General features: G+C 42.0%; 16 protein-coding genes. 4 read left to right on the top strand and 12 right to left on the bottom strand.

Annotated elements, in window-relative coordinates; all coding sequences use genetic code 11:
• Nucleotides 1–5: 5 nt before the first annotated feature.
• Nucleotides 6–908: a UDP-2,3-diacylglucosamine diphosphatase gene (locus HNW13_RS05550; protein ID WP_192115056.1), complete on the bottom strand. Its 903-nt coding sequence runs from the start codon at nucleotides 906–908 to the stop codon at nucleotides 6–8.
• Nucleotides 909–1,168: 260 nt separating this feature from the next.
• Nucleotides 1,169–2,200 (bottom strand): Glu/Leu/Phe/Val dehydrogenase dimerization domain-containing protein, encoded by a 1,032-nt coding sequence (locus HNW13_RS05555; protein ID WP_101086951.1) that lies wholly within the window; start codon nucleotides 2,198–2,200, stop codon nucleotides 1,169–1,171.
• A 284-nt stretch (nucleotides 2,201–2,484) separates the two neighbouring features.
• On the opposite strand from HNW13_RS05555, the gene HNW13_RS05560 reads away from it, so the two are divergent.
• Complete coding sequence (locus tag HNW13_RS05560) at nucleotides 2,485–2,925, top strand: DUF4826 family protein (protein WP_101086952.1); 441 nt, start codon at nucleotides 2,485–2,487, stop codon at nucleotides 2,923–2,925.
• 143 nt (nucleotides 2,926–3,068) lie between these two features.
• Here HNW13_RS05560 and HNW13_RS05565 read toward each other — a convergent pair whose 3' ends face one another.
• From HNW13_RS05565 to HNW13_RS05590, 6 genes are all read right to left on the bottom strand, one after another.
• Nucleotides 3,069–4,211 carry a cupin domain-containing protein gene (locus HNW13_RS05565; RefSeq protein ID WP_192115172.1) on the bottom strand — a complete coding sequence of 381 codons (1,143 nt, stop codon included), beginning with the start codon at nucleotides 4,209–4,211 and terminating at the stop codon, nucleotides 3,069–3,071.
• Between the two features lie 93 nt (nucleotides 4,212–4,304).
• The gene (gene purB, locus HNW13_RS05570; RefSeq protein WP_059743882.1) at nucleotides 4,305–5,675 is read right to left on the bottom strand and encodes an adenylosuccinate lyase; all 1,371 of its coding nucleotides are present in this window, start codon (nucleotides 5,673–5,675) and stop codon (nucleotides 4,305–4,307) included.
• Nucleotides 5,676–5,714: 39 nt separating this feature from the next.
• Nucleotides 5,715–6,347, bottom strand: coding sequence for a high frequency lysogenization protein HflD (gene hflD / locus HNW13_RS05575; protein ID WP_281047853.1), 633 nt, complete (start codon nucleotides 6,345–6,347; stop codon nucleotides 5,715–5,717).
• A gap of 3 nt (nucleotides 6,348–6,350) precedes the next feature.
• Nucleotides 6,351–7,469, bottom strand: coding sequence for a tRNA 2-thiouridine(34) synthase MnmA (gene mnmA, locus HNW13_RS05580; protein ID WP_192115055.1), 1,119 nt, complete (start codon nucleotides 7,467–7,469; stop codon nucleotides 6,351–6,353).
• 258 nt (nucleotides 7,470–7,727) lie between these two features.
• A complete protein-coding gene (locus tag HNW13_RS05585; RefSeq protein WP_192115054.1) occupies nucleotides 7,728–8,201 on the bottom strand; it encodes an NUDIX hydrolase in 474 nt (157 codons plus the stop codon).
• Nucleotides 8,202–8,233: 32 nt separating this feature from the next.
• A complete protein-coding gene (locus tag HNW13_RS05590; RefSeq protein WP_101086957.1) occupies nucleotides 8,234–8,929 on the bottom strand; it encodes a pseudouridine synthase in 696 nt (231 codons plus the stop codon).
• Between the two features lie 380 nt (nucleotides 8,930–9,309).
• Here HNW13_RS05590 and HNW13_RS05595 point away from each other — a divergent pair, with 380 nt between their 5' ends.
• On the top strand, nucleotides 9,310–11,535 hold the full coding sequence (locus HNW13_RS05595; RefSeq protein WP_192115053.1) for an NADP-dependent isocitrate dehydrogenase: 2,226 nt from the start codon (nucleotides 9,310–9,312) through the stop codon (nucleotides 11,533–11,535).
• 155 nt (nucleotides 11,536–11,690) lie between these two features.
• On the opposite strand, the gene cspD is transcribed toward HNW13_RS05595, so the two are convergent.
• The gene (gene cspD / locus HNW13_RS05600; RefSeq protein ID WP_011637711.1) at nucleotides 11,691–11,897 is read right to left on the bottom strand and encodes a cold shock domain-containing protein CspD; all 207 of its coding nucleotides are present in this window, start codon (nucleotides 11,895–11,897) and stop codon (nucleotides 11,691–11,693) included.
• A gap of 196 nt (nucleotides 11,898–12,093) precedes the next feature.
• On the opposite strand from cspD, the gene clpS reads away from it, so the two are divergent.
• Both clpS and clpA read left to right on the top strand, forming a co-directional pair.
• Entirely contained in the window at nucleotides 12,094–12,402 is a 309-nt protein-coding gene (gene clpS / locus HNW13_RS05605) for an ATP-dependent Clp protease adapter ClpS (protein ID WP_101086959.1), read from the top strand.
• Nucleotides 12,403–12,444: 42 nt separating this feature from the next.
• Nucleotides 12,445–14,703, top strand: a complete 2,259-nt coding sequence (clpA, locus tag HNW13_RS05610) for an ATP-dependent Clp protease ATP-binding subunit ClpA (protein WP_101086960.1) — start codon at nucleotides 12,445–12,447, stop codon at nucleotides 14,701–14,703.
• 398 nt (nucleotides 14,704–15,101) lie between these two features.
• Here clpA and infA read toward each other — a convergent pair whose 3' ends face one another.
• The 3 genes from infA to aat all read right to left on the bottom strand — a co-directional run bounded on the left by infA (nucleotide 15,102) and on the right by aat (nucleotide 16,816).
• The gene (gene infA, locus HNW13_RS05615) at nucleotides 15,102–15,320 is read right to left on the bottom strand and encodes a translation initiation factor IF-1 (RefSeq protein WP_011496276.1); all 219 of its coding nucleotides are present in this window, start codon (nucleotides 15,318–15,320) and stop codon (nucleotides 15,102–15,104) included.
• 79 nt (nucleotides 15,321–15,399) lie between these two features.
• The gene (locus HNW13_RS05620; RefSeq protein ID WP_162023297.1) at nucleotides 15,400–16,119 is read right to left on the bottom strand and encodes an arginyltransferase; all 720 of its coding nucleotides are present in this window, start codon (nucleotides 16,117–16,119) and stop codon (nucleotides 15,400–15,402) included.
• The gene (aat, locus tag HNW13_RS05625) at nucleotides 16,109–16,816 is read right to left on the bottom strand and encodes a leucyl/phenylalanyl-tRNA--protein transferase (RefSeq protein WP_101086962.1); all 708 of its coding nucleotides are present in this window, start codon (nucleotides 16,814–16,816) and stop codon (nucleotides 16,109–16,111) included. Before aat ends, HNW13_RS05620 begins: the two co-directional genes overlap by 11 nt.
• Between the last annotated feature and the right edge of the window lie 9 nt (nucleotides 16,817–16,825).

A 16,825-nucleotide genomic window follows, 5' to 3' on the forward strand; every position in this document is an offset into this window, starting at 1 on the left:
CTTATTTATGCAACGTGCTGTTTTTGGGGCGTGATGATTGATGTAGCCTCTGAACTGCCAAAATCAATCGTTTTTACTGCTGTAGCTTGCAACGTTTGTTCATCCCACTTAAGCAACTGCACATCTCCAGATTCTGTCTCTGCTATGAGAGTACAATTTTCAACCCAATCACCATCATTTGCGTAAGTGATGATGTGGTTATTAATCGTATGCTGTGATAATTCTGGCTGATGGATATGGCCACATATCACCATGTCGACTTGTTTTTTAATGGCATAGCGCTGTACGGCATCTCGGTATTGGTTAATGGCTTGCTGAGCTTTGTTGACGCGGAGTTTTATGTAGCTGGCTAGTGACCAATATGGATATCCTAGGCGGCTTCTTACTCTGTGTAACTGACGATTTAGCCACAACAACACATCATATAAATGGTCGCCTAATTTTGCGTAGGTACGACTAACACATACTTGTGAGTCAAATTGATCGCCATGAAGCATTAAAAAACGTTTACCACTCAGAGACTGATGAATATGCTGTTTAACGAGGGTAATACCTCTGAAATGACTGTCGGCATAATCTTTGAAAGCCTCATCATGATTACCTGGTATGTAAATAACTTGGGTGCCACTACTGGCCAGTTCGAGGATTTTTTGTATCACTTCATTGTGGCTGTCGGGCCAATAAACACGTTTTTTCAGTGCCCAGATATCGACAATGTCACCGACTAAATACAAGTATTGGCATTGGCTATGATTGAGGAAATGTAATAAAAAGTCTGCTTTACAATCAATGCTGCCTAGATGAACATCCGATATCCACAACGCATGAAAATGCTGAATTTTGTCACTATGCGTTAAGTGAGATAAAGGTTGGCGTTGTTGATTGCTTTTTTTGCTGTGTGAGATCATCCGTCATTCACCCTAATACACAGATTGCGTCAGTGTTGATGTAGAGTAGGGCAGTTATTTGACGCTAAGGTGAACGATTTGTTGCAACTTGATGAACCCGTCACCAGCAATATTTGGAGGGAGGAGTAATAAAAAAGGAAATGCACAGGCATTTCCTTTTAGCTTTTTTTATAAAGTTATGTTTATAAATTGATTTTTATAAATGCATGTTTATAAAGTTATATTAAGGGATTCAAAAGCCTTAATATCAAGCTGATTAACTATCTTGCGGCATCAATAATTGCTTTAGCCATTTCATCGGCTACAGAACCGGTAGTGCGGTTCTCGCTATCAGCACGTTCAAAAATAGTCAGCAGGGTATTGTAAATCTGCTCAACCTTGGCGGTAGAGGCTGCAGCGTCATAGTTTTTCTCAAATGACACATTGATAATGCCGCCAGCATTAATCACGTAATCTGGCGCGTACAGAATACCCATTTGCTTGAGTTTTTCACCGTGGCGAACTTCAGCTAACTGGTTATTGGCACAACCGGCAACAATGGTCGCTTTTAGTAATGGCAAGGTTGTGTCGTTAAGTGTTGCACCTAATGCACAAGGCGCATAGACATCAACATCCTGGGTATAGATATCTTGTGGAGCAACAACTGTTGCACCAAATTCGGTTGCAACACGGTCAAGCGAGGCTTGATGAATGTCGGTAACAATCAGTTCAGCGCCTGCATCATGTAAATGCTTACACAAGTAATAACCAACGTGTCCCACGCCTTGCACAGAGACTTTAATCCCCTTTAGGCTATCAATGCCGCGTTGATGTTTTACGGCGGCTTTAATGCCAAGGTACGTGCCTAACGCGGTAAGTGGCGATGGATCGCCTGATTTACCTTCAAGTCCAGCAACAAATTCAGTTTCACGACTGGCTATCATGATGTCTGATGTCGATACGCCAACGTCTTCTGCAGAATAATATTTGCCACCTAAACTGTTCACAAAGCGCCCAAATGCAAGGAATAACGCTTCGCGGTCGGTTGTTTTAGGATCGGCGATGATCACTGCTTTACCGCCACCCATGGTGAGACCGGCTAACGCATTTTTATAAGTCATTCCACGAGAAAGACGTAATACGTCTGTTAAGGCTTCATCATCCGATTGATAGTTCCACATACGACAACCACCTACGGCAGGGCCTAGGTTAGTGTTATGGACTGCAATTATGGCTTTTAAACCACTTTGTTTATCATGACAAAAGACCACTTGTTCGTGTTCATCGAACGAAACATGATTAAAAACTGCCACGTGACATCTCCGCTTGCTAGCTTGTTAAAGTAAAGTTCTCACACCTTCTGTTAATTGAGTACAAAAGGCGCAAACGACTGCTTGTTATATTTATTGCAGCACGATAGCATTTAGCGATACTCTCAACAAAGCATGATTTAGTTATTTTTGTCATTGATGTGGAAATTTAGCTTGCCACCTTACGTAAACGTAAAGTAACTTATGTTGCATCAGTGTTTTTGAGATTGAATATCAGGTTGCATTTTTGTTCTAACCTGTAATATAACAATAAGATAGGAAGTATTATGACTGAAGAAGTAGCAGAGCCGGTTGCACAGCCAACACCAGAGCCTGAGGCATTAAGACAAGAGTGGGTTCGTACTCAATTTCAAAAGGCGAACCGTTTTTTGGCTGAGAAAGGGGTGATCCCAAGTAAAGTACTTGCTGACGAAAGCCGTTATCTTGCTCCTTATTTAGCCATTTGGAAGATGGAATCGAAGCAACCTAAAAAACAAACATTTTGGGTAATGTCTGGTGATTTACCTTCGGATTATGTTGATGTGAAAGTCGCGGCAACAGCTCGTGATGCGATTAGACATTTTTCAATGATGTGGCAACTTAAAGCAGAGAACTTGCACAAGTCGGGTGTAACCAAAGATCCTACTCAACTTAAGTTTGCACAATTATTGGTGTCGCGAGCAGAAAGCTTATATAAAATGAATCAAGATGAGAAACTGTGGGGGTAATGCTCTAAGCCACTAGTAACTTGACGTAATAAACATAAAAAAGGCACTCACAGTGCCTTTTTTATTATCTTGAGCTTGATGGATCATATCGATGAGCTCTTATTGATAGCCGCCATCAAGCTCAGTGACTTATATGCTAATGATTACTCGCAATCGTCTTCGGCTAAATAGAATAACCCTTGATTGAGTAATTCTGTTAGAACATCCATTGCCGCTGGGTTGGCTGTGAATAAACCGGCCTCTTCAGGCGTTATCCTTACCTGGTTAGCCAATAGTTGTAACATGTCATTTGTAACATTAGTAAAGGTGTACACTTCACCATTAATAAACAAACGCTGCTCATTATCATTTTCTAACTGCAATACTTTCAAACCACCAATGCGTTGAATTATCGCGCCTTGCTCAATCGCTTCCAATAACTCATCGGCCGTTAATGGCTCTTCGCCTTCACAGATATCAAGTTCGAAACGATTTTGACTCAGTAACTTCCCTAGCATGGTTTGATAGCTGGCTGGATCTTGAGCCAATTGGGTCAATAAATCCATAATACCCTGCTGGTGTGATTGGCTAATCATCCCTGGTGTTGCTGGCTCATCCACAGAATTAAAACGTTTTTGGCCTTGGTTGCTGTCGATTAAACTATCAGCGAGTTCAGTTAATAGTTCTTGTTGGCTAGGCGCTCTAAAACCAATCGAATATGACAAGGCTAGCGATAGCGTTTCGCCGCAATGTGGGTATCCTGGTGGAATGTAGAGCACGTCGCCTTTTTGCAATACCACATCGATAATCGGTTCAAAGTCATCAACTAGCGGTGAGTTAGGGTTATCACCACGACGCTTATGTTGACCTTTGTCGCCCACTTTCCAACGACGTTCGCCATCGCCTTGAATGATAAACACATCGTAGTTATCGATATGCGGCCCAACACCACCACCTGGCGTGGCAAATGATGCCATTAAGTCATCAAAGCGCCAGTCTGGTAAAAATCGAAATGCTTCGACCAGAGGCTGAGAATCTGGATACCAATGGTTGACGGCTTGAACTAATAGCTGCCAGTTGTCTTCACCAAATTGGTCATAGTCTTCAAATGGACCTTGAACCACGTCCCAGTCATCACCTTTTGTGACCACAACGCGTGATGATATTTCTTCTTCACAGGCTAGGCCGGCAAGTTCATCTGCTGCGATAGGATCTTCAAAGTCGACAAAAGCCTGTTTGATTACAAGTGGTTTTTGCTGCCAATGCTGTTTAATAAAGGCTTGGGTATCAATATTTAATGTGTACATCATTGACCTCAGGTCGAGATAATTAACGAGTGGTAATACAATAAAAAAGCGGCCACATATGCGACCGCTAATGGTATGTATAAGCTTATAAGACTATTTTAGCTCATCAACAAAGGCTTCTGCGCGGCCAATGTAGTTTGCTGGGGTCATTTTTTTCAATTCAACTTTTACGTGCTCTGGTAATTCAAGACCATCGATGAATACTGCAAGTTGTGCGGCATCAATACGTTTGCCACGCGTCAGTTCTTTTAACTTCTCATACGGTTTTTCAATACCGTAACGACGCATTACGGTTTGCACTGGCTCGGCCAATACTTCCCAGTTTTTGTCTAGTTCTGCTAAAAGTTGTGCTTCATTCACTTCTAACTTGCTAATGCCTTTCAAGGTTGCTTGATATGCAATTAACGAGTGAGCCATACCCACGCCTAAGTTACGCAATACGGTTGAGTCAGTTAGGTCACGTTGCCATCTTGAAACGGGTAATTTAGCGGCTAAATGTTGCATTAGCGCGTTAGCGATACCTAAGTTACCTTCAGAGTTTTCAAAATCAATTGGATTGACTTTGTGCGGCATCGTTGATGAACCAATTTCGCCTGCGATAGTGCGCTGCTTAAAGTGGCCTAGTGCAACATAACCCCAAATATCACGATCAAAATCGATTAGGATGGTGTTGAAACGAGCAATGGCATCGAACAATTCAGCAATGTAATCATGTGGCTCAATCTGAGTGGTATACGCGTTCCAATTAATGCCAAGGCTGGTGACAAAACGCTGTGACAACTCATGCCAGTTTACTTCAGGGTATGCAGAGATGTGTGCGTTGTAGTTACCGACTGCACCGTTAATTTTGCCCATAATTTCAACAGCGTTGATTTGGTTTAATTGACGATCTAAACGTACCGCAACGTTAGCCATTTCTTTGCCTAACGTTGATGGCGATGCTGGTTGGCCGTGGGTGCGTGACATTAACGGCACGCTTTTATTGTCATGCGCTAATTTTTTGATCGCATCAATAATCTGCTGACAATGCGGCACTAGCACTTGTTCACGCGCTTCTTTTAACATTAAGCCATGAGATAAGTTGTTAATGTCTTCAGAGGTACAGGCAAAATGGACAAATTCATCAATGGCGACTAACTCGGCATTATTGGCAATTTGTTCTTTAATAAAGTACTCAACCGCTTTAACGTCGTGATTGGTGGTGCTTTCAATCGCTTTAACGCGCAGGGCGTCTTGTTCGCTAAAGTTGTCCTTGATGCTGTCTAGCACGGCAAGGGCGGTTTCGCTAAAAGGGGGAACTTCTTCAATCTCTGGGCAGCTAGATAATAGCTTTAACCAGTTGATTTCAACTTGAACACGGTACTTAGTAAGACCGAACTCGCTGAAAATCCCTCGTAATGAGGCGGTTTTACTACCATAACGACCGTCTACCGGAGAGATAGCAGTTAGTGCGGAAAGATCCATTTGAAGCTCCTTGATGAACTTTGTTGTAGGGTGATTCGATTAATTGTTATTTTGGCTTTGTTTTGCTGTATCAAATATGGCCTTACGGGCAAACACTAAATGGCGGCGTTTGCCACCTAATTGGCGCCATAATACCGCACTGCGCATTGCAGCAAGCAGTAACGCACGAATTTTGTTTTGCACCTGAGGCTGTTTTAAGCAATCGGGATTACCTGATATTTGTAATTTAGGGCCTAATTCACTGATGATATCACTGTAAATACTGGCAAAATTGGCAAGTACTTGTTCATCGGTAATCGCAAAATGTGCCAGTTGGCGATGCACTTGATTGATGCGCTCTGCCAGCATACCCAAACCATTGGGCGAGCGGGCAAGCTTACGTTCAAGCGCTAATACGCCAACTAAGTAACGAGTGGTTTCGACATCTTTGTTACTGCCATCGCCGAGCTGATTTTGAATCAGTTGGTAGCCATTATCTAAAATGGCTTTATCTTGATAGACTTCAACTGTCGATTCAGGCTCTGTGACTAAAATAGTATTAAGCGTAGCAGCTAAGGCGTCTTTGTCACTTTCGCCGTGGCGTGCTAAATACTGCACTTGGCCAATCGCTTGTAAAATACCCGCGAAGGCCATAGTGCGTTCAAACAAGATGTTGTCTGGAGTTTGGCTCACGGATTATCCTCGAATTAAAGTATCGATTATGCCGCCACCTAAACAGATGTCACCATCATAAAACACGGCTGATTGCCCAGGGGTCACTGCGGCAACCGCCTCATCAAACATCACCGTAATATTGTCTACGTCATCATAGGTGAGGGTACATCCAACATCACGTTGACGATAACGGGTCTTTACCGTAATCGTGCTGTTATTGGCTGGACCTTTACGATCAACCCAATGGAGCTGATTGACAGTCATACCTGTTGACATTAAACGAGGGTGATTGCCGCCTTGCGCCACAATAAGCACATTACGGACTAAATCTTTTTCGACCACATACCATGGGTCTTCATTGCTGTTTTTCAGTCCACCAATGCCAAGGCCTTTGCGTTGTCCAAGTGTGTGGTACATCAACCCTTGATGTGTACCAATCACTTCACCTTCCGATGTTTCGATATCACCAGGTTGTGCTGGTAAATACGTTGCTAAGAAGTCAGTAAATTTACGTTCACCAATAAAGCATATGCCAGTGCTGTCTTTTTTGTCGTGAGTAATGAGTCCCAATTTTTGGGCTATTTCGCGTACTTGATGTTTTTCAAGTTCACCGACAGGGAACAAGCTACGGGCAACTTGTTCGTGGCTTAAGGTGTATAAGAAGTAACTTTGATCTTTATTGCCATCAACCCCACGGAGCATTTCAACGCTGCCATCGCTATTATCACGACGACGAACATAATGGCCCATGGCGATATAATCAGCATCTAAAATGTCGTCGGCAAATTCAAGAAATGCTTTAAATTTGATTTCTTTATTACACATGATATCGGGATTAGGCGTGCGGCCTGCTTTGTATTCTGCTAAGAAGTATTCGAATACATTATCCCAGTATTCGGCAGCAAAATTGACGGTGTGCATTTTTATACCTAGCTTGTCGCAAACCGCTTGAGCATCTTTTAAATCATCTGCTGCTGCGCAATATTCATCAGTATCGTCTTCTTCCCAGTTCTTCATAAACAGACCTTCAACTTCGTAGCCTTGCTGCATTAACAAGTAAGCTGATACTGAAGAGTCCACACCGCCGGACATGCCGACAATGACTTTTTTTCCGTTTGAAGTAGGGCTGAGTGATGTCATAAATCCTAAAAACCTTGAAGAAAGATAATGTATATATTGTGCCGCAATGCCGATGTTTCAAGGCGATTGTGCTAGATTTTTGCTAGTCGTTAACTTGAATACTATTAGTTGCGAATATCGCAGAGATTATAGTTGCACATATCGAAGAGATTAATTGGTAAACGGCCAATTAATACGACATTTGTGCGGCGCGTATTCTATCACGCATTCGCTTAATGGGCTATCTTGAGGCACATACAAATAGCCTAATACAAGCCATTAAAAATAATCGACATTGAGCAACGATAACGGCGTGTGCTGTGCGGAATGGTTTTTATCCGTTTGTTGTAAAAAATCTTCAATACTTTTTAGCACTAATGGGCTACGAAGCTGGTTGCCAAGGGCGATAATGTCTGCAAGATTAAGCCAATGGGTAGCGGTAATGGCATTATCACCGGGTGTGGCGTGTTGTTGCTCGGCCAGCTCAATACAAAATGTATAACGAACAAAGGCTAAATCTGTAGCTGCCCGAAATTGATAGATCCCTACTAAGGCTTGTGGTGTCAGCTCAAGTCCCGTTTCTTCAATAATTTCACGAGCGCATGCTGCAATAATCGATTCATTGGCTTCTAAATGCCCCGCTGGCTGGTTAAATTTAACCTCACCGTTGATGCATTCTTCAACCAATAAAAATTTACCTTGGCAGTGGATCACGCAAGCTACAGTAGTATTAGGTTTATAGCGCTCAGTCATATTTCCCTCTTGTATAAAGCGTCTGCCAGCGATTACATTGCCGTGCTGATCACTTTGTATTCACCATTTGGTAAATCATCTAGACACCATTGACCTATTTTATAACGGATTAATCTTAAGGTTGGGTGACCTACATGTGCGGTCATTCTTCTGACTTGGCGATTTCGACCTTCACAAATTTGCACTTCCAGCCAGGTTGTTGGAATGGCTTTACGCTCTCGCACCGGCGGGGTTCTTGGCCAAATATCAGGAGATGTCATTACGCAAACTTTAGCCGGTAATGTCATGCCGTCTTTTAATTCAACCCCATTACATAAGGCATTGATTGCCTCATCTGATGGTTCTCCTTCCACTTGAACCCAATAGGTTTTAAAGGTTTTTTGCGATGGCTGGGTAAGCTTTGCCTGCAATTGTCCGTCGTTGGTAAGCAATAGCAAACCTTCACTATCACGGTCTAAACGTCCTGCTGCGTAAACATCGGCTACTGGAATAAAGTCTTTTAATGTTTGTCGGCCTGCTTCATCGGTAAATTGGCACAACACGTCAAATGGCTTGTTAAATAATACGATGACGGGATTTTCAGGCCGTGGTTTTTGTGGCGGTCGCGATTTTGCCCTGCCACGATTGGCTGTCGCACTTGTTGCCTCTGAATTAACTGGTTTTGTAGACGCGCCAGTTCTGTAAGTAGATGTTTTTTTAAATTGACTGAATTTACCGATTTTTGACATAAAGGTATGGTTAACATCCTTTGCTAATACAAGTGAGTGAAAAGTGAACGAATATAAATCTATTTATGGTAGTTTACTGCGTATTCGCCCTTAGTGGAATTTGAAAATTACTAAGAATGATCTATGATGTCCGCCTAAAAATTGTGATCTGTACCTAATTTATCATTCTGAGATATCGGCTTTAACCGCTAAATCTCAGAGGTTTGAGAACAAAATATAATAATAAAGGGATAGGGGATTTCACATACTTGGCTTATAAAAAAGTGTGCCATGGTCGCTGACCACGGTTAACTTGTGCGAGTGTTATCCACCAAAGCCCGTCAAATGCTTACGCAATTTATTCTAATAAATTATAAATTTACAATAATGTAGGAAACAAAATGAAAGATAACACTCCAACGATCATATACACAGAAACCGACGAAGCACCGGCACTTGCCACGCTGTCTTTATTACCGATTATCCGCACTTTCACTAACGCTGCTGGCGTAAAAGTTGAAACGCGCGATATCTCTTTGTCAGGTCGTGTTATTGCTAACTTCCCTGAAAAGTTAACCGCAGAGCAAAAAATTGCTGATGCGCTAACCGAATTAGGCGAATTGGCTAATAAGCCAGAAGCTAACATCATTAAATTACCTAACGTTAGTGCATCAATTCCGCAGTTAAAAGCCTGTATTGCTGAACTTCAAGCAAAAGGTTATGACATTCCTAACTATCCTGATGAGCCTAAAAATGACGCAGAAGTTGAAGCTCAATCGCGTTATGATAAAATTAAAGGTAGCGCGGTAAACCCAGTATTACGTGAAGGTAACTCAGATCGTCGTGCACCAACGTCAGTGAAAAACTACGCCAAGAAAAACCCACATTCAATGGGTAAATGGGCCAGCGACTCTAAGTCTCACGTTGCTCATATGAACGAAGGTGACTTCTATGGCAGTGAGCAGTCTGTCACTCTAGCGGTAGCTGATAAAGTCAATATCGTGTTGACTCAACAAGACGGCAAAGACGTTGTATTGAAAAGCGGCTTAGCGTTATTAGCGGACGAAATTATTGACTCATCAGTGATGAGCAAAAAAGCGTTAGTGGATTTTTATGCTCGTGAAATCGAAGCGGCAAAATCTGAAGATGTTTTGCTATCTTTACACCTTAAAGCGACCATGATGAAAGTGTCTGACCCAATATTATTTGGTCTTGCCGTTAAAGTGTTCTTTAAAGATGTGTTCGATAAGCACGGTAAATTATTTGCTGAACTAGGCGTTGATGTAAACAATGGTTTTGGTGATGTTTATGCCAAAATTAGCACGTTACCAGAAGCTAAACGTAACGAAATTGAAGCAGATATTGCTGCTGTTTATGCCGCTCGTCCAGCACTTGCGATGGTTGATTCTGATAAAGGTATCACTAACTTACACGTACCTAGTGACATCATTATTGATGCATCAATGCCTGCAGCTATCCGTTCTTCGGGGAAAATGTGGGGTCCTGATGGCCAGTTACAAGACACCAAAGCAATGATCCCAGATCGTTGTTACGCTGGTGTTTATCAAGAAACAATTTCGTTCTGTAAAAAGCACGGTGCATTTGATCCAACAACTATGGGCAGCGTACCTAACGTGGGCTTAATGGCTCAAAAAGCAGAAGAATACGGCAGCCACGATAAAACCTTTGAAATTAAAGCTGCTGGTACGGTTAATGTGATTAACCAAGCCGGTGATGTGTTAATGAGCCATGACGTTGAAGCTGGCGACATTTATCGCATGTGCCAAGTGAAAGATGCGCCAATTCGCGACTGGGTAAAACTAGCCGTTAAGCGTGCACGTTTAAGCAATACGCCTGCGGTATTCTGGTTAGACAGCAACCGTGCTCATGATGCTGAGTTAATTAAGAAAGTGACTCAATATCTAGCTGAGCAAGATACTGCTGGTTTAGACATTCAAATAATGACGCCAGAGGATGCAACTCGCTTTACGCTAGAGCGCATCATCAAAGGTGAAGACACTATTTCGGTAACGGGTAACGTGTTACGTGACTACTTAACCGATTTATTCCCAATTCTTGAACTGGGTACCAGTGCTAAAATGTTGTCTATCGTGCCGTTAATGAATGGCGGTGGCTTATTTGAAACAGGTGCCGGTGGTTCAGCGCCTAAGCACGTGCAACAAGTCGAAAAAGAAGGTCACTTACGTTGGGATTCATTAGGTGAGTTTTTAGCACTTGCTGCGTCTTTAGAGCATTTAAGCCAAACGACCAATAATCCTAAGGCACAAGTATTAGCAGACACCTTAGATGTGGCAATTGGTGTATTCCTTGATACCAATAAATCACCATCACGTCGTGTAGGTGAACTTGATAACCGCGGTAGTCACTTCTACCTAGCGATGTATTGGGCACAAGCATTAACTGAGCAAACGGCTGATGCAGAGCTTGCTGCACACTTTGCACCTCTAGCTAAGTCATTGGCTGCAAATGAAACGGTTATTCTTGCTGAATTGAACGGTGCACAAGGCCCAGCAGTTGATTTGGGTGGTTATTACCGTTTAGATGCAGCTAAAGCCGAACAAGCAATGCGCCCTAGTGCAACATTAAACCAGTTTGTAATTGGTTAATCTGCACAAAAACTCTCCTAACTAGGTGTGAGTTATTCTGTTAATGAATACATCTTCAATTGAAGGTGTATTAAATTGATTGAGTTGATGTTTTTTTAGGCAATAAAAAAGACAGGGATTAAAATCCCTGTCTTTTTGTTTTATAGTCTCACCAATTAGATTGTTGGCGAGATGGCTGAAGCATGCATTCCTTTGGGGCCTTCTTCAACTTCGAAGCACACAGGTTGACCTGCTTTTAAGGTACGATAACCTTCCATTTCGATAGTTGAATAGTGCGCAAATACATCTTCGCCACCCTGATCAGGGCAAATAAACCCGAATCCTTTGGCGTTGTTGAACCATTTAACAGTTCCGTTTGCCATACTTCCACTTCCTTCTGTTGTCTACTTACCAGTAAGATAGTAAAACTTATTATCCAGCGGTCTAGTATTCGCCGCCTAACAAACAGAATGAAATTTGTACGAAAATATGTCAAGTAGTAATTAACAAAAAAACAACATTTAATTAATTTAACGATATCAAGTGGTCGGGAACCAAACGAGAGGCTAGAATTAAACAATGGCTAAATTAGGCAATGTAGAACATATTGAAGGAAAGGTTGAATCTGAACTACAACCACCCCATATGTATAAAGTGGTGCTAAACAATGATGATTACACCCCGATGGACTTTGTGGTAGAAGTATTACAACGTTTTTTTGAGAAAAATGAACAGCAAGCTGTAGATATTATGTTAGCGATCCATAACCAAGGCAAAGGATTGTGTGGTGTATTTCCATTTGGGATTGCAGAAACAAAAGTTTTTCAAGTAAATCAGTTTGCAAGAGAAAACCAACATCCGTTACTGTGTACGTTAGAGAAAGTATAAAATCGATATCTCACAGTCTGTGGTTAAATTTAGGGGGTGCTTATGCTGAACAAAGACCTGGAAGTCACCTTGAACCTAGCGTTTCAGCAAGCTAGAGATTCACGTCATGAATACATGACGGTAGAACATTTATTATTAGCGCTGATTGATAATCCTTCTGCCTACGAAGCATTAATTGCTTGTGGGGCGGATGTTAATCGTTTACGAGAAGAAGTGGCTAATTTTATTCAACAAACCACGCCCATTATTGCAGAATCAACTGAAGAACGTGAAACCCAACCCACTTTGGGATTTCAACGTGTTTTGCAACGAGCTGTATTCCATGTGCAATCGTCTGGTCGTAACGAAGTTTCTGGTGCCAATGTACTCGTCGCTATTTTTAGTGAACAAGAATCGCAAGCAGTGTATTTACTGCGTCGTTGTGATATTACCCGTTTAGATGTGGTTAATTTTATTTCTCATGGCATGTCAAAAGAAGATGATTCTGGCGAACCACAAGATCAAGAACGCATTGACGAACAATCTGAAAATCCAGAAGACCGCAGCATGTTGGCGCAGTTTGCTGCTAATTTAAATCAATTAGCCCAAGACGGCAGTATCGATCCATTAATTGGCCGTGATGCTGAAATTGAACGTGCTATTCAAACATTGTGCCGTCGCCGTAAGAATAACCCATTACTAGTGGGTGAAGCTGGGGTGGGGAAAACGGCTATTGCTGAAGGTTTAGCTTATCGTATTGTCAATAAGCAAGTGCCTGATGTTATGGCCAATGCAACGGTGTATTCGTTAGATTTAGGCTCATTATTAGCGGGCACTAAATACCGTGGTGATTTTGAAAAGCGTTTTAAAAGCTTATTAAAAGAACTCGCTGCTGATGAGCATGCCATTTTGTTTATTGATGAAATTCATACCATTATTGGTGCTGGTGCCGCTTCTGGCGGTGTGATGGATGCATCTAACTTACTTAAACCATTATTATCGAGTGGTAAGTTACGTTGCATGGGCTCAACCACATTCCAAGAATATCAAAGCATTTTCGAGAAAGACCGTGCTTTAGCGCGTCGCTTCCAAAAGATTGATATTAATGAGCCTTCAGTTGCCGAAACCACCAAAATTTTGATGGGACTTAAATCTAAGTACGAAGAATACCATGGGGTGCGTTATACCCAAGCTGCCATCAGCAGTGCGGCTATTTTATCGGCCAAACACATAAACGATCGTCATTTACCTGATAAAGCGATTGATGTGATTGACGAAGCCGGTGCGCGCATGGTGATGATGCCGCAAAGCAAACGTAAGAAGACCATTGGTCAAGCGGAAATAGAGGCCATTATTGCTAAGTTGGCGCGTATTCCTGAGAAGTCGGTATCGTCGACTGACAAGGATATGTTACGTAACCTTGAACGTAACCTTAAGATGGTGGTATTTGGTCAAGACAAAGCGATTGAGAGCCTTAGTGCTGCTATACGCTTATCGCGCAGCGGTTTAGGTTCTGAGAAAAAGCCAGTAGGCAGCTTCATGTTTGCAGGCCCGACTGGGGTAGGTAAAACAGAAGTCACTAATCAATTAGCTAATTGTCTTAACCTTAAACTGATTCGCTTTGATATGTCTGAGTACATGGAACGTCATACCGTGTCACGTTTAATCGGGGCGCCTCCAGGTTATGTGGGTTATGACCAAGGTGGTATGTTAACCGATGCTGTGATTAAAAATCCGCATTGTGTGGTGCTACTTGATGAAATTGAAAAGGCGCATCCTGATGTATTCAACTTGTTACTGCAAGTGATGGATCACGGTACTTTGACCGACAACAATGGTCGCAAAGCAGATTTCAGAAATGTCACCTTAGTGATGACCACCAACGCTGGCGTACAAGAAACTATTCGTAAATCGATTGGTTTTAGACAGCAAGATCACACTCAAGATGCCTTAGCTGAAATCAATAAAGTCTTTTCACCTGAGTTCCGTAATCGCTTAGATTCAATTGTATGGTTTAATCATTTGGATATGACCGTTATCGCCAAAGTGGTTGATAAGTTCTTAGTTGAGCTTCAGGCACAGCTAGATGATAAGCGTGTCACGCTAGATGTTAGTGATGAAGCGCGAACCTTGCTTGCAGAGAAAGGTTATGACAAGTCGATGGGCGCACGCCCAATGTCACGTGTCGTCACTGAATTGATTAAACGTCCGTTAGCGGATGAGATTCTGTTTGGTGTGCTTGAAAGGGGTGGTATTGCGCATATTGACGTTAAAGAAGGTGAGATCAATATCGATTGCGAGTCGTTAGAAAAAGTCTCGTAGGAATCAATCCATATACTTGAAAATATGCCATTAAAAAAGATGACCCATGGGTCATCTTTTTTTATGTATGTTAATTGCGCCCAATACCGTAACTTATAAATAAGCCTTCAACTCAAAGCATTTCTTACTGTTCAATTCAATGGGTATTGATAGCAAAATGGGTATTCCCTTTTTAAATCAATAAACATAGTAGTGGATCGTATGAGGTGCTTCTGCAAAACGGATTACAACCATCGCGATGCCTGGTTGAATGCTCTGATAAAGGGATACCCATTACGTTGAACATTCGTCTTGTTTGATGCGTGTTGCTTTACGTTGAATACACTTTATTTATGCAGTTTGGTATAACAACAAAAAAACCGACAGGCAGTCGGTTTTTACATTGTTGAGGCTAGCGATTAACGTGCGCGGAAGACGATACGACCTTTTGATAGGTCATAAGGAGTCAACTGTACAGTGACTTTGTCACCCGTTAAAATACGGATGTAGTTTTTGCGCATTTTGCCAGAGATGTGGGCTATCACCACATGTCCATTTTCAAGCTCTACGCGGAACATTGTATTTGGCAAGGTCTCAAGGATAGTGCCCTGCATTTCAATGTTGTCTTCTTTCGCCATTAATTAGTTATCCCATTAGCCTTCAAATATGAAAAAATCGGGCGTATCATGCCCCAAAAACACTGAACTGTAAAGGGCGTTAACGAGAAAGAGCCGTAAGATTTTCACCAACTTGCCAACCGAGTGCTGTTAAAATTTGATACGGACGGTATTGACGTTTGTAGCTCATTTTCCGATTTTGATCAATTTGATAGCCTAAATATAAAAAACGTTTACCCAATGATTTTGCTAATTGGCATTGGATTAAAATCATCAGCGAGCCTAATGAACGGTCGGCATAATCAGGATCAAAATAACTGTAAATTGCTGAGAAGCTGCTCATCATTTCATCGGTTACGGCTACCCCAATTAATCGCTCTTGATCAAACACCTCAATAAACATCGGCGGTAACCAATCTGATAATAAAAAATCATCATATTGGGTTGGCGATGCAGGAAACATTGGCCCATCGTTGTGACGTTCATTGATATAACGTTGATACAAATCATAGTGCTCTGGCCGTGAGGTATGAGTGACTTTCCAATGCAAATCTTGGTTGTTTTTTAAGGTTCTTTTTTGGCGTTTAGATAATATAAAATCATTAACATTCAATCTAATAGACTGACAAGCTTGGCAGGAGGGACAACGAGGTTTGTAAATAGCATTGCCGTTACGACGAAAGCCCATCGTCAGCAGTTGTTCAAACAGCGCGGCGTCTATTTGCGGCTCTTGGATCACCAGCAATTGCTCTTTATTACCTTCAATATAATTGCAATCAAAAGGCTGGCTTATTCCAACGCTGACAGATTTAGAATTCAATAAACACCTCTTGTTTGTTCCACATTGACGCTGAAGTTGTACGATCTCTGTACTGATGAAGCACCGTTAAAAACTCGCTTCTAGGTAAGGCTTTAGCCCCAAGGCTAACTAAGTGAGGATTCATTACTTGCGCATCAATCAATTGGAAATCGTGTTTCACCAAGTGTTGATTCAGTATAGCAAAGGCTGCTTTTGATGCATTTGTTTGACGATGAAACATCGATTCACCGCAAAAAATACCGCCCACCGGAATACCATACAATCCGCCCACTAGCTGTTCGCCATCCCATACTTCAATAGAATGAGCACGCCCTTGGAGATGCAGTTCATAGTAGGCCATTTGTATTTCGGCCGAAATCCAAGTGCCATCTTGGGTGTTACGGGGCCCAGCACAACCGGCAACAACATCTAAAAATGCATGATTAATGGTAAAGCGCCATGAAGACTTTTTAAGAAATTTAATTAAGCTTTTACTGCCAAAAGGATGGCTTGGTGTGAACACCGCTCGAGGATCGGGAGACCACCACAAAATGGGGTCATTAGCGTTAAACCAAGGGAAAATACCTTGGTAATAGGCTTGTGCTAGGCGGTCTGGCCGTAAGTCTCCTCCGATGGCTAATAGACCATTCGGATCAGTAAGAGCTTGCTCTGGCGGCGGGAAGCCGATGGATTGATTTAAATAAGACAGTGAGTTCACAATTGAGTA

The sequence above is a fragment of the Shewanella sp. BF02_Schw genome (genome assembly GCF_014596695.2).
GTDB lineage: Bacteria > Pseudomonadota > Gammaproteobacteria > Enterobacterales > Shewanellaceae > Shewanella.